The 25,294-nt window shown below is 41.2% G+C and carries 18 protein-coding genes; 11 read left to right on the forward strand and 7 right to left on the reverse strand.

Going from position 1 to position 25,294, the window contains the following annotated elements:
* Positions 1 to 109 precede the first annotated feature (109 nt).
* The 4 genes from AAH582_RS00490 to prfB all read right to left on the reverse strand — a co-directional run bounded on the left by AAH582_RS00490 (position 110) and on the right by prfB (position 5,100).
* Complete coding sequence (locus AAH582_RS00490) at positions 110 to 1,234, reverse strand: FecR family protein (protein ID WP_046672632.1); 1,125 nt, start codon at positions 1,232 to 1,234, stop codon at positions 110 to 112.
* 137 nt (positions 1,235 to 1,371) lie between these two features.
* Positions 1,372 to 1,914 (reverse strand): RNA polymerase sigma factor, encoded by a 543-nt coding sequence (locus tag AAH582_RS00495; protein WP_343320911.1) that lies wholly within the window; start codon positions 1,912 to 1,914, stop codon positions 1,372 to 1,374.
* A gap of 201 nt (positions 1,915 to 2,115) precedes the next feature.
* Positions 2,116 to 3,561 (reverse strand): glycosyltransferase, encoded by a 1,446-nt coding sequence (locus tag AAH582_RS00500; protein WP_197083982.1) that lies wholly within the window; start codon positions 3,559 to 3,561, stop codon positions 2,116 to 2,118.
* A gap of 455 nt (positions 3,562 to 4,016) precedes the next feature.
* Positions 4,017 to 5,100 (reverse strand): peptide chain release factor 2 gene (prfB, locus tag AAH582_RS00505; protein ID WP_112375267.1). Its coding sequence is split into 2 segments (ribosomal slippage): positions 4,017 to 5,039 and positions 5,041 to 5,100, totalling 1,083 coding nucleotides; the frame shifts between segments, so codons are not numbered across the junction.
* Positions 5,101 to 5,317: 217 nt separating this feature from the next.
* On the opposite strand from prfB, the gene pgi reads away from it, so the two are divergent.
* Complete coding sequence (gene pgi / locus AAH582_RS00510) at positions 5,318 to 6,988, forward strand: glucose-6-phosphate isomerase (protein WP_343322374.1); 1,671 nt, start codon at positions 5,318 to 5,320, stop codon at positions 6,986 to 6,988.
* 166 nt (positions 6,989 to 7,154) lie between these two features.
* Here the strand turns inward: pgi and AAH582_RS00515 are convergent, their stop codons facing one another.
* Positions 7,155 to 9,071, reverse strand: coding sequence for a heavy metal translocating P-type ATPase (locus AAH582_RS00515; protein ID WP_343320912.1), 1,917 nt, complete (start codon positions 9,069 to 9,071; stop codon positions 7,155 to 7,157).
* Positions 9,072 to 9,284: 213 nt separating this feature from the next.
* A complete protein-coding gene (locus AAH582_RS00520) occupies positions 9,285 to 9,626 on the reverse strand; it encodes a phage holin family protein (protein WP_046672635.1) in 342 nt (113 codons plus the stop codon).
* 106 nt (positions 9,627 to 9,732) lie between these two features.
* Here AAH582_RS00520 and AAH582_RS00525 point away from each other — a divergent pair, with 106 nt between their 5' ends.
* The 5 genes from AAH582_RS00525 (at position 9,733) to typA (ending at position 15,341) form a co-directional block, all read left to right on the forward strand.
* Positions 9,733 to 9,912: a hypothetical protein gene (locus AAH582_RS00525; RefSeq protein WP_343320913.1), complete on the forward strand. Its 180-nt coding sequence runs from the start codon at positions 9,733 to 9,735 to the stop codon at positions 9,910 to 9,912.
* 260 nt (positions 9,913 to 10,172) lie between these two features.
* Positions 10,173 to 10,598: a DUF2147 domain-containing protein gene (locus AAH582_RS00530; RefSeq protein ID WP_046673759.1), complete on the forward strand. Its 426-nt coding sequence runs from the start codon at positions 10,173 to 10,175 to the stop codon at positions 10,596 to 10,598.
* 154 nt (positions 10,599 to 10,752) lie between these two features.
* Entirely contained in the window at positions 10,753 to 12,000 is a 1,248-nt protein-coding gene (locus tag AAH582_RS00535) for an ABC transporter permease (protein ID WP_343320914.1), read from the forward strand.
* A 266-nt stretch (positions 12,001 to 12,266) separates the two neighbouring features.
* Positions 12,267 to 13,457, forward strand: a complete 1,191-nt coding sequence (gene kbl / locus AAH582_RS00540; RefSeq protein ID WP_046673761.1) for a glycine C-acetyltransferase — start codon at positions 12,267 to 12,269, stop codon at positions 13,455 to 13,457.
* A 78-nt stretch (positions 13,458 to 13,535) separates the two neighbouring features.
* A complete protein-coding gene (gene typA / locus AAH582_RS00545) occupies positions 13,536 to 15,341 on the forward strand; it encodes a translational GTPase TypA (protein ID WP_046673762.1) in 1,806 nt (601 codons plus the stop codon).
* 99 nt (positions 15,342 to 15,440) lie between these two features.
* Here typA and AAH582_RS00550 read toward each other — a convergent pair whose 3' ends face one another.
* Entirely contained in the window at positions 15,441 to 15,947 is a 507-nt protein-coding gene (locus tag AAH582_RS00550; RefSeq protein WP_343320915.1) for an ecotin, read from the reverse strand.
* 420 nt (positions 15,948 to 16,367) lie between these two features.
* Between AAH582_RS00550 and uvrA the strand changes: the two genes are divergently transcribed.
* The 5 genes from uvrA (at position 16,368) to AAH582_RS00575 (ending at position 25,285) form a co-directional block, all read left to right on the forward strand.
* Positions 16,368 to 19,169 carry an excinuclease ABC subunit UvrA gene (gene uvrA / locus AAH582_RS00555; RefSeq protein ID WP_343320916.1) on the forward strand — a complete coding sequence of 934 codons (2,802 nt, stop codon included), beginning with the start codon at positions 16,368 to 16,370 and terminating at the stop codon, positions 19,167 to 19,169.
* A 140-nt stretch (positions 19,170 to 19,309) separates the two neighbouring features.
* Positions 19,310 to 20,953 (forward strand): alkaline phosphatase PafA, encoded by a 1,644-nt coding sequence (gene pafA / locus AAH582_RS00560; protein WP_046673765.1) that lies wholly within the window; start codon positions 19,310 to 19,312, stop codon positions 20,951 to 20,953.
* 89 nt (positions 20,954 to 21,042) lie between these two features.
* Entirely contained in the window at positions 21,043 to 21,483 is a 441-nt protein-coding gene (locus tag AAH582_RS00565) for an RrF2 family transcriptional regulator (RefSeq protein ID WP_046673766.1), read from the forward strand.
* 218 nt (positions 21,484 to 21,701) lie between these two features.
* The gene (locus AAH582_RS00570; RefSeq protein ID WP_343320917.1) at positions 21,702 to 24,494 is read left to right on the forward strand and encodes an outer membrane beta-barrel protein; all 2,793 of its coding nucleotides are present in this window, start codon (positions 21,702 to 21,704) and stop codon (positions 24,492 to 24,494) included.
* Complete coding sequence (locus tag AAH582_RS00575) at positions 24,491 to 25,285, forward strand: GLPGLI family protein (RefSeq protein ID WP_286768758.1); 795 nt, start codon at positions 24,491 to 24,493, stop codon at positions 25,283 to 25,285. The genes AAH582_RS00570 and AAH582_RS00575 overlap by 4 nt, the downstream gene beginning before the upstream one ends.
* The last annotated feature ends 9 nt before the right edge of the window (positions 25,286 to 25,294 follow it).

Below are 25,294 nucleotides of genomic sequence, written 5' to 3' on the forward strand. Positions count from 1 at the left end.
TAAGCCTTGGATTTAACTGGGGATGCGTCAACATCCCCTTCTTTTGTTATTGCCAGGCGATAAGTCGAGGTTTATGCCATAGATAAATTTTTAAGGTAGATAATCAATTTCATTGTACTATTACTTTCCTTCCGTTAATGTCGAATTTTCGCCCTGTCGCTAAAGCCAGGATTTCTAAAACTTCCGAAAGCTTACTGTTTCTGCTAATGGAGCCTCTATACGTAGAAGGGGTATTGATGGCTTCGATATTTATAAACTCAACATTATACCAACGTGCAATTTGCTGCGTGATATCGTTGAAATTGTTGCCGTCGAAATAAAATTCTTCGCGCTGCCATGCGGTATTTTTTGCTAGATCACTTACTTTGACCTGAATATCATTTGCCAATGTTGTCGCTTGCTCACCGGGTTTAATAATGGTCTGCTTACCCTCTTTAAGGACTTTTACACTTCCCTCTACGAGTGATGTGGACACTTCATTTTGATAAGCGTTGACATTGAATGTGGTTCCCAGGACCTCGATCGTTGTGCCATTGGCATGGATGCGGAAAGGTCGGCTGGCATCCTTCGCGACTTTAAAATAAGCTTCTCCCGTTAATGTAACTTGACGTTGATCTGCTTCGAAATGTGTTGGGTAAGAAAGCTGTGTGAGCGAATTGAGCCATACTTTTGTACCATCTTCTAAAATGACCATATAGGTACCGGCCTTTGGCACATCAACCCGGAAATTTTTACCCGCTATTTCCGTCGTCGAATTATGCTGCTGAACAAATGGATCAGCGAGCTGCTGCTCTTTTCCTGTCGGTGTTATTAGTTTTGCATAATGCCCCCCTGGAAGGATATCATTGTGAAAAGTCTTGTTGTGGGAATGAACCTCAGCCGCTAATGTAAGCGGTATCTCGGCTTTTGAAGATAATTTCTGATAGAACCAGAAGCTAAATCCCGAAATGGCGATAAGTGTGGCAGCAACCATCCATGTAGATCGTATCCAAGTCAGTCGTTTGATAGGTACAGGTTCATCAAATAGCTGAGCATCCAATCTTGTATTGATGCGCGACGCTAGGTGGGGCGGAATTTCGCCCGCTGGCCGCTCTTCCTGAGATTGGTCTTTATCGGATTGATCCAATGTGTAGAACCAACGGAGTACCTGTTGTTCTTCCGCAGCTGTACATTGGCCTTCCAAGTATTTTTTAAGCAAGGCTTTGGCTTGATCTGATGATTCTTGTTCCTTCATACAAACCTATAATCTCCTTATGTGAAGAGAAGTACCGAAGAAAAATCAAAAAAAATATAAAATACTGTATTCCAGTTGATTTAAATTATGAGGCTAATGGAAAATGAGATCACATAAGAGAAGTTGGTATAGCGGTATTATTTAAATCGGAGCTTGAGCCAGCCTAAAGCTAGGGAGATATTGTTTTTTACGGTTTGTTCCGATAGTGCAAGCTCCGTCGCGATATCTTTAATAGACATGGATTCTTTTCTGCTAAGCGAGAAAGCAGACCGCATTGTTGAAGGCATCTTGTCAATTTCTTGTTCGATAAGTAGAGCGAGTTCCTTTGCCAATAGTTCTTCTTCAGATGTCGTGGTTAAAGCTTGTGTTTGAAAGGTATGGGAGAGGCTCTCAGCGCGGACAACTTTCCTTTGTTCATGAATGGTCCAGTCGATGATTTTGTATTTGGCTGTTTTAAAAAGATACGGATAAAGCGAAGATTCAATGCTGATTTTGTGCCTATTGTTCCAAAGGGCGACAAATACCTCCTGTAGGATATCTTCACAATCTTCAACACAGGAAACACGGCGCTGTATAAATCGAAAAAGTATAGCAGAATAGCGATTGACTAATTCCGAAAAAGCATGACGGTCATTGGCTTGAATCCCAACGAATAGCACGGTGTCATCTAACTGTTCCATAATTACCGCAATTTGTGTACTCCCTTAGTTTATTTTAGGCCAAATTTATAATTGTGGTGTTAAGTTAGTATTAAAAACAAAACATATGATAATGTTTTTTTTAATCAAACGATTGCATAGGATTTTTAATAAAAAAAAACGGCGGTTTTCCTGTTGCTGATCATATAAAGTAACAGGAAAACCGCCGCATGATCTTATCATTTAACCCCTTGTCAACCAACCTCTGCGTCCAGCTGTCGCTATAGCATACGGTGTAATCCAGAATAAGCTGAAAGCATAAAATATACTGTAACTATACGCCCAAAAAGCTTCTTTGGCATCCGAGTTTTTGGAAGCAAAGAAATAGGCCTGAATGCTGGAAAATATTAAGATACCGACCAATGTTGAGCTTAAGAACATCAGTGGATAATGAAATACGGTCCATAACATCAGTAACATCATCGGATAAGACAATAACACTTTTTTCCATTGCATAAGCAATAAGATACGTGCTCCCCATTTAGGTCCCTGACGGAAATTCTTAAATGCAAATTGACTCATCGCAATGTTTTCACGCACGTTGCTTCGTTCCCAACGGATAAACATCTTGTACAGATTTTTGTAACGTACAGGTGTGTCGGTATAAACGTATGCGTTAGATTGAAATAAAACATGATACCCCTGTTTCAGGATCATATTGGTCATCGCCCGATCTTCACCGATATCAGACGGTTGTCCCATAAAAGTCTGGTTAATCCAATCTTCCAAACAGTTCATGACAGCCTCTTTACGATAGCCAGATAATGCTCCCGGTGTACACATTACCGTACCCAACATACTTTGTGCAGAACGTACAAACTCAAAGCTGAATACGAAGCTCACATTTAACATACGAGGTATAATCGCTTTTTTAGTATTCAATACACGCACATTACCCGCAACTGCTCCACATTCCTTGTTTGTTACAAATGGACTCGCCATATTACGTATGGTATCCTTTTTAACAATCGAGTCACTATCAACCGTGATGAAAATCTCTCCCGTACCTAACTTAAATCCACGGTACAAGGCATGTCTCTTACCCATATTCTTGGGCTGCTGATAAATTTCAACACGATCGCCCAATTCCATTTTAGCACGTTGTATCCAGGCAAAGGTATTATCTTTACTACCGTCGTCAATTGCAATGATCTGCAATTTCTTCTCCGGATAATCGCTGCTAGCCAAACTATGTAAGGTATCATAAACTAATTGTCCTTCGTTATAAGCTGGAACGATAATCGTACAAGTCGGTAGCTCGTCGTCCGATACAGAAGCGATGGGTTTATATTTACGATGCAGTACAATCAAAAAAATCAAAAAGCTGATAGCAACAACAGCTAGAAATATTCCCAACGCAATTAAAAATGTTCCACCGATGCTGTCTAAACGTTGGAAACGTAATGCATCGAAATCGGGTTGAAGCATGTATACGCCAAAAACCGACGCAAATAGTATAAAAAATGTCGCTCCAAAAATACCATATTCTTTTGGACCAAAGTTGCTTTCTTCGTTTTTGCTCACTGTATGATCAGATCGCTTTTCTCCTGCATTTACATCGTATACCGCAGGCTTCCATTGTTTGGCCATCTGCTTGGATACGATCGAGTTTTCTTTCATGTAATTCATAACCGTTCTATTTTAGATATACATTCTTTCGTTCAATATTTACTTCGATACCGTTTGTGATATCATTTGTAATGAAAATATTACGATTCCATAAACGCAAAACACATGCCTTTATTTTGTGCCAAAAATAAGCAACCTCTTCTAATTGTAACGTTCTTGATACAAATCACAGGTGGATAATCTGTTGATTTGTAGTGTTTTGTGGTTTTATTGTAACGGAATTATGCCAAAATATAACGACGATCGATTCAATAGACTTTTAAGGTTTTTTAACATTTGCATGCAGATTGTTAAAAGAAATTGACAGTTTTTGCGACAAACTGTGTAGGAAAGGGGGCAATGTGCAGGTTGGAAAAATTCAGCTTAAGCCAAATAAAAAAAGCAAAGGATAGTACAAAAAAAAAGACGCCTCCAAAGGGGGACGTCTTCAATATCATCAAGTTTCGGAATGATCTTTATCCGCCAAATTCCATCAGATAATTTTTTAGAAAATCATTTAGATCGCCGTCCAGGACAGCTTGTGTATTGGAGGTTTCGTAATTGGTCCGTAAATCTTTAATTAACTTGTAAGGATGGAGGACATAATTTCGAATTTGGGATCCCCATTCGATTTTCTTTTTGTTTCCTTCAATAGCAGCGGTAGCTTCCTGGCGTTTACGCATTTCAATCTCATATAACTGTGATTTCAATAAGCGCATCGCATTTTCTTTGTTTTGTAATTGCGATCTGGATTCCTGATTTTTAATAATAATGCCCGTAGGTTTGTGGTGTAATCGAACAGCTGTTTCCACTTTATTGACGTTCTGACCTCCTGCACCACCCGAGCGGAAAGTATCCCATTCGATTTCTGAATCCTTAACATCAATCTCAATATTATCATCAATCAAAGGATAGACATAAACAGAAGCAAACGAGGTATGGCGTTTTGCATTGGAATCAAACGGAGAAATACGAACGAGTCTGTGTACACCGTTTTCGCCCTTCAGGTAGCCATAAGCAAAATCTCCGGATATCTGTAACGTTACACTCTTGATACCTGCAACATCACCTTCCTGCGAATCTTGTTCGGTCACTCGATATCCATTTTTCTCGCCCCACATAATATACATCCGCATCAGCATGGCTGCCCAGTCACAGCTTTCAGTTCCTCCGGCACCAGCTGTAATCTGTAAGATTGCATCCAGTTGATCTTCTTCGGCACTGAGCATGTTTTTGAACTCGAGCTCCTCGACTTTCTCTAAAGCTACTCTATATTGATCGTCCACTTCTTTTTCACTCGCGTCGCCAGATTGGAAGAATTCATACATGACATAGGCGTCTTCAACCGCCGCTGCAACTTCGTCGAAGTGGTCTGTCCATACCTTTTGGTTTTTTATGGCCAAGAGTATTTTTTCTGCAGCTTTGGAATCATCCCAAAAGCTTGCTTCAAGCGTAATAGCTTGATCTCTTTCTATTTCTTCTTTGCGTGCATCGATGTCAAAGATGCCTCCTCAGGGAAGTAACACGATCCCTCAAGTCTTGAATTTGTTCTTTTGTCATATCCGCTAAAGTAGAAATTTTAATTAATAAATTCGCGCTTCTATCTTAATAACTTCGCGTCCTATAGATGGTCAAATAGAGATAATTTGACCTTTTTTTTTTAGTTTTGGTATTGTCAACAGAATAAACCTTCATTTAAGGATCTACACGATGTGTAACAATGAAATACGGAAGGCTCTTATTGATGTTTAAAACAACTAATTTCAGTAAAAACAGTATGTTCCCAAAAATTAATTTTACAAAGACTGAGGCCTATAAGAATCTAGCACAGCATTTTGGTTCTTTATCAGGTCTATCTAACAATAGCGAAAAAAATGATTTACGCACACTTTTCGCCGCAGATCCCGCACGTTTTGAAAAATTCTCGATCGCTTTCGAAGATATACTTTTGGATTATTCCAAAAATCGGATCACTGAAGAGACCAAAACGCTTTTGGTACAGCTGGCTAAAGAATGTGGTCTTGAAGAAGCGATAGCGGCGATGTTCTCTGGCGAGCGGATCAACGTGACCGAGAATAGACCGGTGTTACATACTGCTTTGAGAAACCAATCCGATCAACCCGTGTATGTGGATGGAAAGGACGTCATGCCTGATGTTAAACGAGTATTGGCACACATGAGAACTTTCACCGAAGAGATTCTATCTGGTCAGTGGAAAGGATATACAGGAAAAGGAATTACCGATGTGGTTAATATCGGTATCGGAGGTTCAGATCTCGGCCCTGTAATGGTAACAGAAGCATTAAAAGCTTATAAGAGACGTTTAAATGTACATTTTGTTTCCAATGTAGACGGTACGCACATTGCTGAAACATTGAAAGCTGTGGATCCTGAAACAACCTTGTTTTTGATTGCTTCAAAAACTTTTACAACACAGGAGACAATGGCCAATGCACATACCGCTAAAGATTGGTTTCTGGCCAGTGGTGCCCTTCAGGAAGATGTCGCTAAGCATTTTGCTGCATTGAGCACCAATACAGAAGCAGTACGTGCCTTTGGAATAGATACCCAAAATATGTTTGAGTTTTGGGACTGGGTGGGCGGACGTTATTCTCTTTGGTCTGCAATAGGTCTTTCAATCAGTTTGGCAATAGGCTTCGATAATTTCGAGGAACTGTTGAAAGGTGCCTATGAAGCGGATGTTCATTTTAAGGAAACATCCTTTGAATCCAATATTCCCGTGATATTGGCTTTGCTCGGTGTATGGTACAATAATTTTTTCCAAGCGGAAAGTCACGCAATTCTTCCTTACGATCAATACCTACACCGTTTTGCCGCTTATTTCCAACAAGGGGATATGGAAAGTAACGGTAAGTATATTGATCGCAATGGTCAACAGGTGGATTATCAGACTGGACCGATTATCTGGGGTGAACCTGGTACGAACGGACAGCACGCCTTCTATCAGTTGATTCACCAGGGAACCAAGTTGATTCCTTGTGATTTCATTGCACCTGCCAATAGTCTTAATCCGATCGGAAACCATCACCAATTGCTGTTGTCCAACTTTTTTGCGCAGACCGAGGCTTTGATGAATGGAAAAACGGAGGCCGAAGTGGTTGCTGAATTTAAGAAAGCCGGAAAGTCGGATCAGGAAATTGAAGCACTGAAAGCCTTTAAAGTTTTTGAAGGTAATCGCCCAACGAATTCCATCCTGTTCAAAAAAATGACGCCACGCACTTTAGGACGACTTATCGCATTGTATGAGCATAAGATTTTTGTCCAGGGTGTGATCTGGAATATTTATAGTTTTGATCAATGGGGTGTCGAGCTCGGTAAACAATTGGCCAATCAAATCCTCCCGGAATTAAGCGACGCCAATCCGGTTACGAGTCATGACTCTTCGACAAATGGATTGATCAATGCGTATAAAGCTTGGCGGGATTAAACTTGCTCACTGTGATCTAATTTAGATCGGGGATGAAACATAAGAAACGGGGCTGTTCAACTTTTGGACAGCCCCGCTTTTATTTAATTTTAGGGATATTCTACTACTTTACTTCTGATATCCGATTTTTACAGGTGTTGACCAGATTTCTTGGGTATCTTCTATTTTAGACTTTTTTCTGCTGGATTCGAATGGCATTTAAAATAGCCAAAAGGGCTACCCCAACATCGGCGATAACGGCTTCCCAGAGCGTTGCAACACCACCGGCACCAAGAACCAAAACAATGATTTTGATCCCCATCGCGAGAATGACGTTCTGCCAAACAATGCTTCGGGTAATTTTACCGATTTTGATCGCAGACAGGATCTTGTGGGGTTCATCGTTCTGGATCACCACATCAGCCGTTTCGATGGTTGCATCGGCTCCGAGTCCCCCCATGGCGATGCCGACCTGCGCTAAGGCAACCACTGGTGCGTCATTTACGCCATCACCGGCAAAGGCAACGTGGCGACCTTGATCGATCAGTTGTTGTACATGATTTACCTTATCTTCCGGAAGGAGGTCCCCATAAGCTTTGTCGAGCCCAAGTTCTTTGGCAACTTCATTTACTACAGCTGCCTTATCACCAGATAGCATGACGGTGTATAGACCTTGAGCACGCATGGTTTGGATCACTTCCTTGGCATCGGGCTTAATCCGATCCGCCACAGTGATATAACCCGCATATTGATCTTCGATGGCAAGCACTACAATGGAGTAGGCCACTTGCCTTAGCTCTGCAGGATAGCTGATATTGAATTTGTCCAGTAACTTGCTGTTGCCTGCGAGTGTACGTTTTCCGTTAACAGTGGCGAGGAGTCCGTGGCCTGCTATTTCCTGGATTTTCTCAGCTTGCAATGCGGGACTGCCGGGATGATAACTGGCGATCGCCTTTGCGATGGGATGTGTTGAATGTGCCTCGACAGCCTTAGCATAACTCAGTAATTCCGTTGGATCTCCATGGACAGCAAAAACTTCCGTTACTTCAAATACACCCGCTGTAAGTGTACCCGTTTTATCCATGACAATGGTATCGACTGCGGTGATGGAATCGAGGAAGTTCCCGCCCTTAAATAGTATGCCATTTCGGGAGGCTAAACCTATACCACCAAAATACCCCAAGGGAATCGAAACAACCAGGGCACAGGGACAGCTGATCACCAAGAAGACCAAACTCCGGTAGAACCATTCCTTAAAACTATAGTCCTGAACAAAAAACAGGGGTAAAATAAGAACCAAAAGCGCGAGGCCGAAAATAATAGGAACATATATTTTGGCAAATCTGGCGATAAACAATTGTGTTTTGGACTTCCGTGCGGTAGCATCCTGTACCATTTCGAGAATTTTGCTCAATTTGCTATCCTCAAATGTACTGGTTACCTCGATCTCAACAACCGTTTCCAGATTAATCATACCTGCAAAAACAGCTTCACCCCTATATTTTGTATCGGGTTTACTCTCTCCAGTCAATGCTGCGGTATTAAATGCGGCTTTCTCCGTTTTCAATTTACCATCCAGCGCCACTTTTTCGCCTGCTTTTACAAGGATAATTTCGCCAATTGTGACGGTTTTTGGATTTACCTGCTGCTGTTGCCCGTTGCGCAGGACCGTTACTTTATCGGGACGGATATCCAATAGCGATTCGATTGATTTCTTGGCGTTATCGACGGCAGTATCCTGAAACCATTCTCCGATTTGGTAGAATACCATTACCGCAACACCCTCTTCAAATTCTCCAATAGCAAATGCACCTAGGGTCGCAACGGTCATCAAAAAGAATTCATTAAAAATATCACCACGGCTTGCCTTGCGAAATGCCATTTGAATAACGGGGATTCCCGCGAGAAGATAGGCAACGCTATTTAAGGTCAAACTGATGCCAAAGGGAAGGCTGATCTTAAACGCATATTTCAATAGGAGTAAAGTAAGTAAGATGACGAGAGCCATGACGAGCTTACGCTGGGTAATCCACCAAGGCTGTTGCTTTGTTGTAAGACAGTGCTCCGGTGTGGCATGGCTATGCTCGTGGTTGTGTTCGCACATATATCAGCGGTTCTTTATGAGAATTAAATTTAGCGAATTCTGCGGTAAAAAGCGAGGGAAATGGGGATAAACTCATTCATAAAGACGACTATTTTAAAGGAATTTGACCGGTAAAAAATATGTTTTCAACTGGCAGATGATATCAGTGGAGGAATGTGAAAAGGGCTATCCAATTTTTTGGACAGCCCCTTATGCTATGTAATGAATGTATTCTTAATCTTTTGACATACTGCCAATAATCATTTCCAATATGGCAACGACAATGGCAAACAGCGCTGCGGTCCAAAATCCATGTACATCAAATTTGGAACCAAGTAGTGAATCGGTCAACAAGACCATTAATACGGTAATAATAAAGGAAACCAGACCAAGGGTAAGCCAATTCAATGGGAAAGTGAATAACCTTAAAATCGATCCCACAGTGGCGTTGACAAATCCAATGACAAGTCCCGTAACGATAGCCCAACCGAAACCAGCAACTTCAGCACCAGGAACAACCCAGCAAGCAATTGCGACTACCAGACCAGTAAGTAAAAGACTAATAATAAATTTCATAATATGTGCTAATTTATAAAGAGTAAATAAAGTAATAATATATTACTTGTCGTACAAACCCGATGCCAAACTTTGTTTAGATCATCGCTTTTAAATCTTGGGGTAGATGGATGGATGGATGGATGGATGGATGGATGGATGGATGGATGGATGGATGGATGGATGGATGGATGGATGGATGGATGGATGGATGGATGGATGGATGGATGGATGGATGGATGGATGGATGGATGGATGGATGGATGGATGGATGGATGGATGGATGGATGGATGGATGGACCGCTAACTTGTATTAATAACTGGGGCTGATTGATAAATAGCAATACTGGAATAAAAAATATATGCAAGCATAGTAAATATTTTGTATATTTATTCGGAAGCTATGCATGCTATAGCCGTATGGTCATCAACGATTATGCGTGTTATGTATGACGATTGCCGATGGTGGAAAAGAATTGAAAGCCGTACTTACATCGTTTAAGCAAGCGATCGGATCGCCAATAGCGGGCAAAATTGAAAGAATTAAGTTCATAAAATAATAGACCCATGAAGAAAATTATGATGTCATTCATAATGCTGCTGACTACAGTGGCATTATTTGCGCAGACCGATCCCATTATCGGAAAGTGGGAAAACCCAAGCGGCGAAGGTCGTGTTGAAATTTACAAGAAAGGCGATAAGTTTTTTGGAAAACTCTATTGGCTGAAATTTCCAAATAATGAAGCCGGTCAGCCCAAGAAAGATATAAAAAATCCAGATAAAGCATTGCAGAGCAGAAATGTGCAAGGGCTCGAAATCTTGACCAATTTTGATAAAGATGGCAATACCTATGTTGATGGAAAGATCTACGATCCGAAATCGGGTAAAACGTATAGCTGCAAGATGACCTTAAAAGGAGATAAACTTGATATAAGAGGCTATGTCGGTGTGAGCTTGCTTGGACGTACCGAGACATGGAAAAGAATTAATTAAGGCAGGAAATGGCCACAAAATCAATGTAATCCGCTTGCATGGATAGGTCAGATTCCATCCAAAAGGCAATTTATTTCTTGGAAGTAAATTGCCTTTTTGGTTTTGTGCTGGAATTACAGTATTTTCATCCCTACAAATTATAAATACCAGCTCTATGGCCGTAAAAATGTCTTATGTTGAAAATGTCAAGCTTGCACTACAGTCCATTGTAGGGAATAAGCTGCGGACATTTTTAACAGCACTGATCATTGCCATAGGGATGATGGCATTAATAGGAGTATTGACCTCGATCGATGCCATGAAAAACTCACTGACAGATTCCTTTTCATCCATGGGGTCAAATTCCTTCAACATACGCAACCGGGGATTGAATGTCCGGATCGGTAATGAAGGGACTCGCTCAAAAGTCTTTGCTAATATCACCTATGCACAATCTGCAAGATTCAGACAGGATTTTCACTTTAATGCGCTGACATCGATCAGTGCCAATGTAAGCTGGAATACGACCGCAAAATATCAATCCAAAAAAACAAACCCCAATATCGGCCTGATCGGAACAGATGAAAATTATCTGCAGACATCAGGGTATGTTATCAGCGAAGGCCGTAATTTTTCTACGCGGGAGGTTGAAACAGGTAGTGGCGTGATTATCATCGGTAGTGAAGTGAGTAAAATGCTATTCAACGAAATTATTGATCCAATAGGGCAGTTTATTACGGTTAACAATATCCGCTATTTGGTGATAGGAGTCTTAAAAAGTAAAGGTTCTTCTGCCGGGATGGGCGGGGATAGAGCCTGCTTTATTCCTCTGGTCAAGGCCCGGGCAGTGATGCAGGGTACCGAGCCCTCCTATGTGATAACTGTTTCTTCCAATGATCCCATGCGATTGGAAGCCGCAATCGGCGAAGCTACCATCGTCTTTAGAAATATCCGCGGATTGACATCACGGCAGTCCAATGATTTTGAAATCACCAAATCAGATGCGGTTGCCCAGATGCTGATGCAAAATATGGCCATGGTTACTTTGGGAGCCGTGGTGATTGCTTTTATAACCCTTGTGGGTGCTTCAATCGGATTGATGAACATTATGCTAGTCTCGGTTACTGAACGTACCCGGGAGATCGGCATACGCAAGGCGATCGGTGCAACACCGAGTGTTATACGGAAACAATTTTTGATGGAAGCCATCGTGATCTGTATGATCGGCGGTGTGGCCGGAATCTTTATTGGTATCCTGATCGGTAATATCCTGGCGCTACAGCTCGGCACATCCTTTATTATACCTTGGGGAGCGATTATTTTGGGTTTTGCGGTATGTGGACTCGTTGGTATGCTATCGGGCTATTACCCCGCCTCAAAAGCATCTAAACTGGATCCCGTCGACGCGCTTCGTTACGAATAACCCTTCATTTATCTAGCTGCCTGTATGTGCGATAGACTGACCCTGTAACGACCGTTCTTTGGCAGCAAGCGGATTGATGGCAGCAAGCGGATCGATGACAGCAGGAAATCGAATCAGCTGGAAAAAGGAATTTTATGCAATCGGTTTAATGTTACCAAATCATTGATTTGGGGTGAATTCTCCGTGAATAGCCCTTTTCTCGAAAGGTAAAGCAACTTATTCCAATGAAAAAACTGTAATATTGTATAAAAAAATAAAATCGAATTATGTACAATACATTACAACCAGTTTTAGAAAAGGAATTGGAAGCAATCAAAGAAGCGGGATTGTATAAACAAGAGCGTGTAATCGTTACGCCTCAAGGAGCAGACATCAAAGTGAGTACAGGACAGGAAGTTGTCAATTTTTGTGCTAACAATTATTTGGGTCTGTCTTCGCACCCCAAAGTAATCGAAGCAGCTAAGAAAGCGATTGATACACATGGTTATGGAATGTCATCCGTACGTTTCATCTGTGGAACCCAAGATGTGCATAAAGAATTAGAAGCAAAAATTTCAAAGTTCCTCGGAACAGAAGATACTATTTTATATGCGGCAGCATTCGACGCGAATGGTGGTGTGTTCGAACCCTTATTTGGTGCTGAAGACGCTATAATTTCTGACGAATTGAATCACGCCTCTATCATTGACGGTGTTCGTTTATGTAAAGCGCAACGTTTCCGTTATAAAAATGCAGATATGGCTGATTTGGAAGCACAATTGCAGGCTGCATCTGGTGCTAGACATAAAATCATTGTTACAGATGGCGCGTTTTCGATGGATGGATCTGTAGCTCCATTGGATCAGATCTGTGATCTAGCGGATAAATACCAGGCGCTAGTGATGATCGATGAGTCGCACTGTACTGGATTTATCGGTGCAACGGGACGTGGTACACACGAGCTTTTCAATGTTATCGATCGTGTAGACATTATTACGGGCACTTTGGGCAAAGCCTTAGGCGGTGCTTCCGGTGGTTTCACTTCCGGTAAAAAAGAAATCATCGATTTGTTACGTCAGCGTTCACGTCCATACCTATTTTCTAATACCCTGGCACCAGCAATTGCAGGAGCTTCTGTAGCGGTTTTAGATATGCTGAGTGAGACAACTGCATTGCGCGATAAATTGGAATCAAATACAACTTATTTCCGTGAAAAAATGACAGCTGCTGGATTTGATATCAAACCAGGTTTCCACCCAATCGTACCTGTAATGCTTTATGACGCGAAATTGGCGCAAGAATTCGCATCCAAGATGTTGGACGAGGGAATTTATGTGATTGGTTTCTACTATCCTGTTGTACCTCAGGGAAAAGCCCGTATCCGTGTACAGATTTCGGCAGGACACGAAGTTGCTCACCTGGATAAAGCAATCGCCGCCTTTACCAAAGTAGGTAAAGAATTAGGTGTAATTAAATAAAATACACATAGTTATAAATTTTATGGTGCAAAATGTTTATCTTTGCACCCTAAAATTTTATAAAAATATTCTTGCTCAATGCAAAACATTAGAAACATTGCGATCATCGCTCACGTCGACCACGGTAAAACTACGCTTGTAGACAAAATTTTATATTTTACCAATCAATTCAGAGAAAATGAAAATGCTGGTGAATTAATCCTAGACAATAATGATTTAGAGCGTGAGCGCGGGATCACTATTGTATCTAAGAACGTATCAGTAACATATAAAGGTGTTAAAATCAACATCATAGATACCCCAGGTCACGCCGATTTCGGTGGTGAAGTAGAGCGTGTATTGAAGATGGCTGATGGAGTAGTGCTATTGGTCGATGCTTTCGAAGGACCAATGCCTCAAACACGTTTCGTTACAGGTAAAGCTTTGGGATTAGGTATCAAACCTATCGTCGTTGTCAATAAAGTCGATAAAGAAAACTGTCGTCCTGAAGAAGTATACGAACATGTTTTTGACCTATTCTTCAACTTAGGTGCTACTGAAGAGCAATTGGACTTCCCAGTATTGTACGGTTCTTCAAAACAGGGATGGATGTCTACAGATTGGAAAAATCGTACTGAAGACTTCACGGACTTGTTGGAAGCCATCATCAAATATATCCCTGCACCAGAAGTATCTGAAGGTACTTTGCAAATGCAGGTAACATCGTTAGATTATTCGACGTTCGTAGGACGTATCGCTATCGGTCGTGTTGCGCGTGGTACGATCAAGGAAAACCAACCGGTTTCTTTGGTGAAACGTGACGGAAAAGTTGTGAAATCACGTGTAAAAGAACTACAGGTATTTGAAGGTCTTGGCCGCATCAAAGTGCCTGAAGTAAATGCAGGTGATATCTGTGCCGTAGTAGGTATCGAAGGTTTCGATATCGGTGATACCATTGCAGATTTTGAAAATCCAGAGCAATTGGAAGTTATCAGCATTGATGAACCAACAATGAACATGTTGTTTACCATCAATAACTCTCCTTTCTTCGGTAAAGAAGGTAAATTGGTAACATCACGTAACATCTACGATCGTTTACAAAAAGAGTTGGAGAAAAACTTAGCACTACGTGTCGTTCCTACAGAATCTCCAGATGCTTGGTTGGTATACGGACGTGGTATCCTTCACTTGTCGGTATTGATCGAAACAATGCGTCGTGAAGGTTATGAATTGCAAGTAGGCCAGCCACAAGTTATCATCAAAGAAATTGATGGTCAAAAATGTGAGCCAATCGAAGAACTTGTTGTTGACGTTCCTTCTGATGTGTCAGGAAAAGTAATTGAGTTGGTGACCCAACGTAAAGGTGAGTTGTTGATTATGGAAGCTAGAGGAGATATGCAACATCTTGAGTTCTCTATCCCTTCTCGCGGTATCATCGGTTTACGTAACAACGTATTGACAGCAACAGCTGGTGAAGCTGTTATGGCACACCGTTTGAAAGGTTACGAGCCTTGGAAAGGTACAATTCCTGGTCGTTTGGCTGGTGTATTGATCTCTTTGGATACAGGTTCAACAACAGCATACTCCATCGATAAGTTACAAGACCGTGGTCGTTTCTTCGTAGATCCAGGTGTGGATGTATATGAAGGACAAATTTTAGGTGAACATATCCGTGACAATGATTTAACGATCAACGTTACCAAAGGAAAACAGTTGACAAATATGCGTGCTTCTGGTTCTGACGACAACGTACGTATTGCACCAGCAATCAAATTCTCCTTGGAAGAATGTATGGAGTATATTCAAGCTGATGAGTATATTGAGGTGACACCGCAATCAATGCGTCTACGTAAAATCTATTTGACTGAAAACGAGCGTAAAGTAAACGCGAAGAAATTTCAATAGTCAATAGCGAAAAGCGATAACAGAAAAGCCCCCGAACATTGTTCGAGGGCTTTTTTATTGCATTGTGATTTGTTTTAGTCAGTATATCGCTGTAGCGGTTTACTTTTTTGTTCTTACCTCTGCTGCACGGTAGGTGTCACCATCCGTTGTGTAGATTTTGAACTGCACATCATAAGCTTCCGGTACATAAACCACAATCGGCATTCGGCCATTGTAACGTACAGTCTCCGGTTGTGCCGAAACAAAAAGGTTTCTTTTTTCTTTGTTTGGACAAGCCATCATGGTGCTGGCAACATTGCCATTTGTTTTGAATACATAATAGTCATAACCCCAGCCTTGAAGATCCTTTTTCTCCAACGTGCCCGATAGGTTAAAGGAGTTACATTCATCTACTTCCATCCATTTACCTACCGAAAATTCTATTTTTTTGTTTTTATCGCTTTCTGAATAGGGAACTTCAATCACCATTTTCTTATATCCTTTTTCGGGGCTCGGAAAAATGCTTAAGTCTATTTTGTCGATAACCATTTGCGCTTTACTAATAGTTGTTGAGGATACTAATGCAATTACTAATAGCATCATTACTTGAAATACTTTTTTTTTCATATCACTGTTATTTGATTTTTAAAGACATATTTGCTATTCATCTGTTTTGTGTTTTTCAGTCAATAATATCAAATATGCCTTAATTAATTTGTTGTTTAAACGCTGCGTCTACAAAAAATGCTACATTTTTATAGAAGATTAACACCTATAGGACTATATTGTTTTCGAAAGGATTAATTGTAAATCGAAAAATATCAAAAAATAATTGTTTGGTAAACTAAATGAAATTTTATGTTTTGCATTATAAGCAGAGTTTAAAATTAGTGATTTGCCAGGATGAACCCTTTTGGTAAACTTTAGCCAAGTTTAGAACGGCAGCTCTTTTTTTGAAATTCAGGTGATAGAAAACCGAATAGCTTTTTAATTCGCAGGAATATAATCAGCCAAGAATACGTAACTTTGTGTGAGATAAGGATTATTATGAGTAAACAGGTGGAGCACACTCCAAAAGAATATATTCAGATAAAGGGTGCAAGAGTTAATAACTTAAAGAATATTGACGTTGATATCCCAAAAAATAAATTAGTTGTTATCACTGGAATGTCGGGCTCAGGAAAATCATCCTTAGCTTTTGATACGCTCTACGCCGAAGGACAACGACGTTATGTCGAGAGTCTTTCTTCGTACGCACGACAGTTTATGGGGCGGATGAATAAACCGGAGGTTGATTACATCAAAGGTATTGCTCCAGCGATTGCCATAGAACAACGCGTCATTACGTCCAACCCTCGTTCGACGGTGGGGACATCCACTGAGATCTACGATTATCTGAAATTGTTGTATGCCCGGATCGGCAAGACAATTTCTCCTATATCGGGCCGCGAGGTGACCAAAGATAGTGTGAGTTCAGTGGTGGATTTTGCGTTGAATTTAGCGGAGGGGACAACCGTGACACTTCTTGCACCGCTTATGCCTTCACACGGTCGTAAGCTCAAGGAAGAACTGTCGCTCTTGTTACAGAAAGGTTTTGTGCGTGTCGTCTATGGCGATAGTATGCAGAAAATCGAAACTATTATCGATGATAAGTCCGTTGCCAATAAAGACCTTCAGGATGGTGAAGTGCTTATTGTCGTCGACCGGGTACGTATTGAACAGGACGATGATACCGTCAATCGACTTTCTGACTCTGTCCAAACGGGATTTTTCGAGGGTAAAGGCGAGCTCTATATGGAAGAAAATGGTCAGCGGCATCATTTCTCCCATAAATTTGAACTTGATGGCATAACCTTTGAAGAACCTACACCAAATTTCTTCAGTTTTAATAATCCTTATGGTGCCTGTCGCCGATGTGAAGGTTACGGGAAGATCATTGGTATTGATCCCGATCTTGTTATTCCAGACAAGAGCCGATCGGTTTACGATGGCGCAATTGCACCCTGGCGAGGAGAGAAAATGGGCGAGTGGCTACAGAAACTTGTTAAAAGTTCACTGAAATTTGATTTCCCGATACATCGTGCATACATGGACCTGACGACCGCGCAGAAAGAGCTGCTGTGGACGGGAAATCAATATTTTGAAGGCCTTACCCAGTTCTTCGAAGAACTTGAAGCCCAAACCTATAAAATTCAATACCGTGTGATGTTATCGCGCTACCGTGGGAAGAAAGATTGCCCGGATTGCCGCGGTACCCGATTGCGAAAAGATGCTACCTACGTGAAAGTAGGGGGCAAGTCTATCACCGATATCGTATTGATGCCGCTTGAAGAAGCCTTGGATTTTTTTAAAACTTTACCGCTGGTCGGCAATGAGCCGGTCATTGCCAAAAGACTTCTTGCTGAAATTAATAACAGGTTGCAATTTTTGTGTGATGTTGGATTAAGTTATCTGACGTTGAACCGGCTGTCGAATACCCTTTCAGGCGGTGAGTCGCAGCGGATCAACCTGGCCACTTCATTAGGGAGTTCGCTCGTAGGTTCTATCTATGTGTTGGACGAACCCAGTATCGGGCTCCATCCACGTGATACACAGCGCCTGATTTCTGTGCTGAAATCCCTCCGCGATGTTGGCAATACGGTTGTAGTGGTCGAGCATGAGCAGGAAATGATGGAAGCTGCCGATTACCTGATCGATATCGGACCAGAAGCGGGAATTAATGGCGGCGAGATGGTCTTTGCGGGTACATATCAACAGATTCTGAAAGATACAAAAAGTCTTACGGGTCAATACCTCAGTGGTAAAAGCCAGATTGAGGTACCCCAAAAACGTCGTCCATGGTCCAATAGTGTAACCATTAAAGGGGCACATGAGAATAACCTCAAAGGGATTGATGTACAATTTCCATTGAATACCTTTACTGTGGTAACGGGTGTTTCGGGATCAGGTAAGACCTCGTTGGTCAAACGTATCCTTTACCCGGCACTGCAGAAGTCGATCGGCAATTACTCTGGTGAGCAGACAGGCGTCTATGATGCGATTGAAGGAGATATTACCCAGGTTGAACAAGTTGAAATGGTCGATCAAAATCCAATCGGTCGTTCTTCGCGATCCAACCCTGTTACTTACGTGAAAGCCTGGGATGAAATCAGGGCCTTGTATGCCAATCAGGCGCCAGCCAAAGCTGCTGGATTGAAACCTGCTGCATTTTCATTTAATGTTGAAGGTGGACGTTGTGATGTTTGTCAGGGCGAAGGTGAAGTTAAAATTGAAATGCAATTTATGGCCGATATCGTTCTGCCATGTGAGGCCTGTGGAGGGAAACGATTTAAACAATTTGTGCTTGATGTACATTACAAGAACAAGTCGGTCGCAGATGTTCTCGAGCTGAGTGTTGATGAAGCGATTGTATTCTTTGAAGACCAGCCCAAAATATTGGCTAAATTGCAGCCTTTACAGGACGTTGGATTAGGCTACGTTAAGCTCGGGCAATCGTCAAGTACATTGTCTGGCGGTGAAGCACAGCGGATTAAACTGGCCTCTTTCCTTATTAAGGGTAATAACAGTAAGAAGACACTCTTTATCTTTGATGAGCCAACAACAGGCTTACACTTTCAGGATATTAAAAAGCTATTGAAATCATTCGATGCACTGATTGCCCTAGGCAACAGTATATTGGTGATCGAGCACAATATGGATATGATCAAATCGGCAGATTGGGTGATCGATATTGGTCCAGAAGGTGGAAATAAAGGTGGAAAGCTAGTCTTTGCGGGTCTTCCGGAAGAACTTATCCATTGTAAAGATTCTTATACAGGTCAATTTTTAAAAGCACATTTAAAAGATTAAACCCTACTTTAGCGAAGTGAAGTAATCGATATCAGGAGACTTGGGCTACCAATAAGTTACGATTTATTGTTCCTTTTGTTAAGGCCTGATGGATACTTTACACGAAATAAAAAACTAATATTTTAATACTTAATACAATTATGATTAAAAGATTTTTTTTAAGTGTAGTCCTTGGAATAGCAGCGCTTTCGTCCATGGCGCAGCAACCGGAAAGACCAAAATTGGTTGTCGGCCTGATGGTGGATCAAATGCGTTGGGATTATTTATATCGTTTTGCGGATCGATATGGAAATGATGGTTTCAAACGACTTTTGAAAGAAGGATTTTCCTGTGAAAATACATTGATTAACTATATTCCGACATACACAGCCATTGGGCACAGTTCGGTATATACAGGCTCAGTTCCCTCCATACATGGTATTGCAGGTAATGACTGGATCGAAGAACAGACGGGTAAGAATATGTACTGTACGCAGGACGATAATGTTGTTGGTGTAGGGACTACCGCCAAGGAAGGGCAGCAGTCCCCACGTAATTTGCTTGCGTCGACTGTAACGGATCAATTGAAACTCGCTTCTAACTTTAAATCGAAAGTGATCGGTATCGCGATTAAAGACCGTGGTGGTATTCTGCCTGCGGGGCATTTTGCTGATGCAGCGTATTGGTTCGAAGCAAAATCAGGTGATTGGATCACCTCTAATTTCTACATGGATAAACTGCCAAAATGGGTGGTAGACTTCAACAAGAGAAAATTGGCCGAAAAATACCTGAAAGGCGACTGGAAACCCATGTATGATATTAGTACCTATGCTGCCAACAGTATTGCAGATGATAATATCTACGAAGGTAAATACCCTGGCGAAGAAAAACCGACTTTGCCGCGCGCGACTTCTAAGCTGATGAAAGACGAAGGCTATGAGCTGATCAAAACCACACCAATGGGAAATCAGTTTACCTTGGATCTGGCAATGGAAGCAATCAAAAATGAACAGATGGGAAATAACCCAACTAAAAATACCGACTTCCTTTGTGTGAGCCTTTCAGCAACAGATTACGTCGGACACCGCTATTCATTGACAGCAGTGGAGATTGAAGATATCTACCTGCAGCTTGATAAACAACTTGCCGATTTCTTCAACTATTTGGACAAGACCGTGGGTAAAGGAAACTATACCTTCTTCCTGACTGCAGATCATGGGGCTTCTTATAACTCTCGGTTCTTTATGGACATGAAAGGAAATGGCGGTTATTTCTATTCCCGTCAGATTATCACAGGACTTAACAAAACCCTTAAAGAGAAATTTGGACAAGAGAAGCTGGTGACAAGCTTGATGAACTATCAGGTGCATCTCGCTAATCAAAAGATTGATTCGTTGAATTTGGATCGTGAAAAAATAAAAGAAACCATCATTCGTGAACTTCGCCATACAGAAGGTGTTGCTTATGTGGCTGATATGGAAAAAGGAGAAAGTCTGATGATTCCGGCGCCTATTCGCGAGAAAATGATCAATGGTTACAACTTTAAACGTAGTGGTGCAATTCAGATTGTTTGTGAACCGCAATGGTATGACGGTACGCCGCGCTCGACTGGTACAACACATGGTACCTGGTCTGGCTATGATTCCCATATTCCATTGGTATTTATGGGCTGGGGAATTAAACCAGGTGTATCTAATACAGAGGTGCATATTGTGGATATTGCACCGACAATCTCTTCGCTATTGCACATTACTGAGCCCAATGGTAGCATCGGCAAACCGATCACGGCAGTGCTGGGTCAATAAGGAGACTGTTGGTACCTGCTAAATCCGGCAGGTTTTATTCTATTGAATAAAAAACGTAAATTTGCAATTCAACAGGGGGTAAACAAACTATGCTTTCCAAAAAAACAAAATATGCAATAAAAGCACTGATGGTGCTTGGTCGTAATTACGGTAATGAGCCGATGCAAATCGTGAAGATTGCGCAGGAGGAGAATATTCCAAAAAAATTCTTGGAACAAATTCTGCTTGAAATGCGAAATGCCGGAATTCTCTACAGCAAAAAAGGTGCTGGCGGTGGTTATAGCCTTAATAAAGCTCCCGAAGATGTTTTTTTATCGCAGGTAATGCGCCTGATCGATGGACCCATAGCCTTGCTCCCCTGCGTGAGCTTAAACTTCTACCGCTCGTGCGAAGAGTGTACCCAAGAGCATGCCTGTGGCATACGCGATACGTTTGTAGAAGTGAGAAATGCCATGTTGCAGATTTTAAACGATACAAGTATTGCCCATTTAATCAATAAGGAAAAAGAATTGAACCTGAATGTAGATTAAAGGAAATAAAATATATTTTTCTATTTATACTGGAGGCGTAACAAATAAGTTACGCCTCTTTTTTTATGTGCTGAAATAACTGGTATATAGTCGATTGTGGCGTTTTATTGGAAAGGTTTAAATTTATTTTATTAATTATACAATTATTTAACATTATTTTACGAATTTTCCGTAGCAACATATCTATATTTACCTCGACAATATATAAACGAAATTTTATGAAACTAACCTATTCCCTAGTTTTGTTTCTTTTATTTTCTGTCCTGGGTTCCAAGTCCTATGCACAACATAAACTTGTGGGATCGGTGGCAGATATCAAAGATCTTGCAAAACTACATCAAGCTTCAATCGCGCTGCTCAATCCCAAAGATTCGATTTTGGTTAAATTTGGCCGGACGAAGGAAAATGGAACATTCCAAATTGCTAATCTAGACACAGGTACCTATAAAATGGTGGTTTCCTATCCACAGTATGCTGACTTGGTAAAGGATATCCATGTGGCTGCCCAAGACTTAGATATCGGTATTGTAAAGCTATCCAAGGCAGCTCTACTGCTGGAAGAGGTTCAGGTAAATGGTAAAATTCCGGTGGTGATCAAAGGCGATACAATAGAATATGATGCAGGTAGTTTTAAAGTAGAGAAGGATGCTAAAGTGGAAGACCTGCTGAAGGTATTACCGGGTATTACAATGGATGGGTCAGGCAAGATCATCGCGCAGGGGAAGGAAGTGAAAAAGGTGTTGCTTGACGGTGAAGAGTTTTTTGGCGATGACCCAACGCTGATTACGAAAAACATCCGGTCAGATATGGTCAGCAAAGTACAGGTTTATGAAAAGAAATCGGATCTTGCCGTACGTACCGGCGTGGATGACGGAGAACGTACACAGACAATTGATATCAAGCTCAAAGAAGATAAGAAAAAGGGAATGTTCGGTCAGGCTGTTGCGGGAGCTGGTACAGACAACTATTATGGCGGAAAAGTCATGCTCAATAAGTTTAAGGGCTCGCAGAAAATTGCTGCTTATGGTATTCTGGCCAATGATGGAATGGTCGGATTGGGGTTTGAAGATAGCCAAAAATATGGTGTGGGCGGAAGTAGCAATGTGCAGATGATGGAGGGCGGAGGCATTATGATTTCCTCTGGTGGTGATGGTTCTGATGGGGGATGGGACGGTAAATACTATGGTGGTGGCGTACCTAAGGCTGTCAACATGGGAGCAAGCTATTCGGATAAGTCCAAAGATGATAAGCATAAGATCAATGTCAACTTCAAGCGGAATCAGATCAATGTCAACAATACAAGTACATACAACGCACAGAATAACCTTCCTGAACGCGCACAGGTAGATAATAATGTGACCACATCTGAAACAGAAACACAGGCAAATATTGCAAATCTACGGTATGACTATAAGCTTGATTCGCTTGCTGACCTTACTGTCACCATGGGCTTTACCAAATCTAGCCGTGACAATTTATCCAATTCCGAAGCAGATCAACGTAAATTGGATGGCACATTGATTACACGGACTTCGTCCAAGACAGATTTAAATAATGATCAGGATCGATTTAATGTCAATGCGATGCTTACACGTCGTTTCAAAAAGGACCGCCGCTCCATTACTTTCAATGTCAATGCGAATGCAGATCAAAATCGCAACAAAACACAGTATTTTTCGGAAAACTTCTTCCAAAGTTCCGGAGATACAACCTTGATCGATCAATATAAAAATGATAAGCTGGCGAACAATACCTACGGAGCTTCAGTAACCTATTCGGAGCCGCTTTCTAAAAGGCTGACCGCTGCAATAGGTTATGCATTCAATCAAAATAAATCGGAAACACTCAATCAGTCATTTGATAAAGATCCGGCTACAGGAAAATATACAGTATTGGACCAAAACCTGCTCAACGATTTTGATTTTAACAGTTTAAAAAATGGTGTCAACGCCTCCTTGAATTACAAGTCGAATACATTAACAGTAAATTTGAGCAATCGGGTTGATTTTGAGCAGGTCAAGAGAACCTATAACAACCTGAATACAATACTGCAGCGGAACCAGACATCTGTTGCTCCAAATCTTTCCATCAACTACAAAATCTCGAAAAGCAAAAATGTAAGCTTCCGCTACAGCGGCCGCACGAGTCAGCCTTCGTTGACGCAAATAGAGCCATTGAAACAAAATTCCCAGCCACTCGTCGAGTATTTGGATAATCCAGATCTGAAAGCGGGCTTTGATAACTCCTATTCAGTTAATTTCAATAACTACAAGCAGTTAAAGGATCAGAGTATCTATTTTTATGTGAGTGCAGATCAAGGAAAGAAAAGTATCAACAATAGCGTGCGCTATGATCTAGATAAAGGTACGCAGCAAATTTCCTACGTCAATATTGATAAAGACAATTGGCGTATGTATGGTGGTGGAGGATACAGTTTTGTATTGAAGAAAAAATGGGGATTAAAAATGAATCTTGGCATGAATGCGCAGTATAACAGCCAGTTTAGCTATTTATCCTCCTTCAATGAAGAGCCAAAGCTCAATAGAAATCAAACATGGAGTGTAGCACCAAGTATTGGTTTTAGCCGATATAAAGCGAACAAAATGGATTTTTACATCTCCATGAGCCCTGGTGCGGAGCAGATGAATTCCTATTTGCAGCCTGAGTTGAACCGGACGACTTTTAAATTCAGGACGTTCTCGGAGATTACCTATTATTTACCAAAAGACTTTAAAATTTCCCTGTCGACAAACCAGAATTATCAGGCCGCTACAAAAACGCTTGAATCCATTAATATCATTAATATGAATGGTTATGTTTCCAAGAAATTATTGAAAGATAAGTCCTTGGAGGTACAGGTATTTGTCAATGATATTTTGAACAAAAATAATGGAGTGTATCGTTATCAGAATGGAACTTCATTTATCCAGACCAGCAACGACGTATTACGTCGGTATGGAATGCTAAAAGTAATCTACAATTTTACAACAATGAAAGGAGATGCCAAATGAGTAAGTATATCAAGTTGATGGTTTGGGTATTATTGCTGTGCGCGGGTACAGCCCATGCACAACATGCTTATTTTCCGAGCAGCGGAACGGTCACCTATGAACGGAAGTTCCATGTGCAGAATTTCTTAAAGCGTAATTATCTCAGCAAGCCCGATTTAGATACCTGGGATAAGCTGATGGTCGACAATGCCGTGAAAAATGGGCCCGCTGAGGTGGTGACCCACCATATTTTGAAATTTTACGATAATGAAACCCTGTTTGAAACCGTGCAGGAGGATTATCCTGCGAATTATCGTAATGTGACTTACTATAATTCTATTCTTCCCGATTCAAAAACCTATATTAATTTCCAGAATCAGGAGTTTTTAAAGTTGCTCCCTTTTGGAGATGAGCAGTTGTTGCTCAAAGATTCTTTGCCTGCGGTTAAATGGAAATATACGGATGAATACCGAAATATTGCGGGATATGATTGTCGGAGAGCAAATGGTGTTATTCAAGATTCGGTCTATGTAGTAGCCTTTTTTGCTGGACAAATACCAATCTCTGGTGGGCCTGAGCTTATCCATGGGCTCCCTGGGCTGGTAATGGGGATATCTATACCGAGCATGAATGTCAATATGTTTGCCACAAAGGTGGAGATTACCAATACAGCATTTTCCAATGTGCTGACCAAAAAGAAAAAGGTGGTTGCGGAATCCAGAACGGAGATCATAAAGAAGCTGAAAGATACCGTCTATGACTATATGGATGAGAAGGCCTTTAAAAAACGACTGCAGAGTATACTCTTTTAGGGGATAATC

The organism is Sphingobacterium multivorum (assembly GCF_039511225.1).
Classification (GTDB): domain Bacteria; phylum Bacteroidota; class Bacteroidia; order Sphingobacteriales; family Sphingobacteriaceae; genus Sphingobacterium.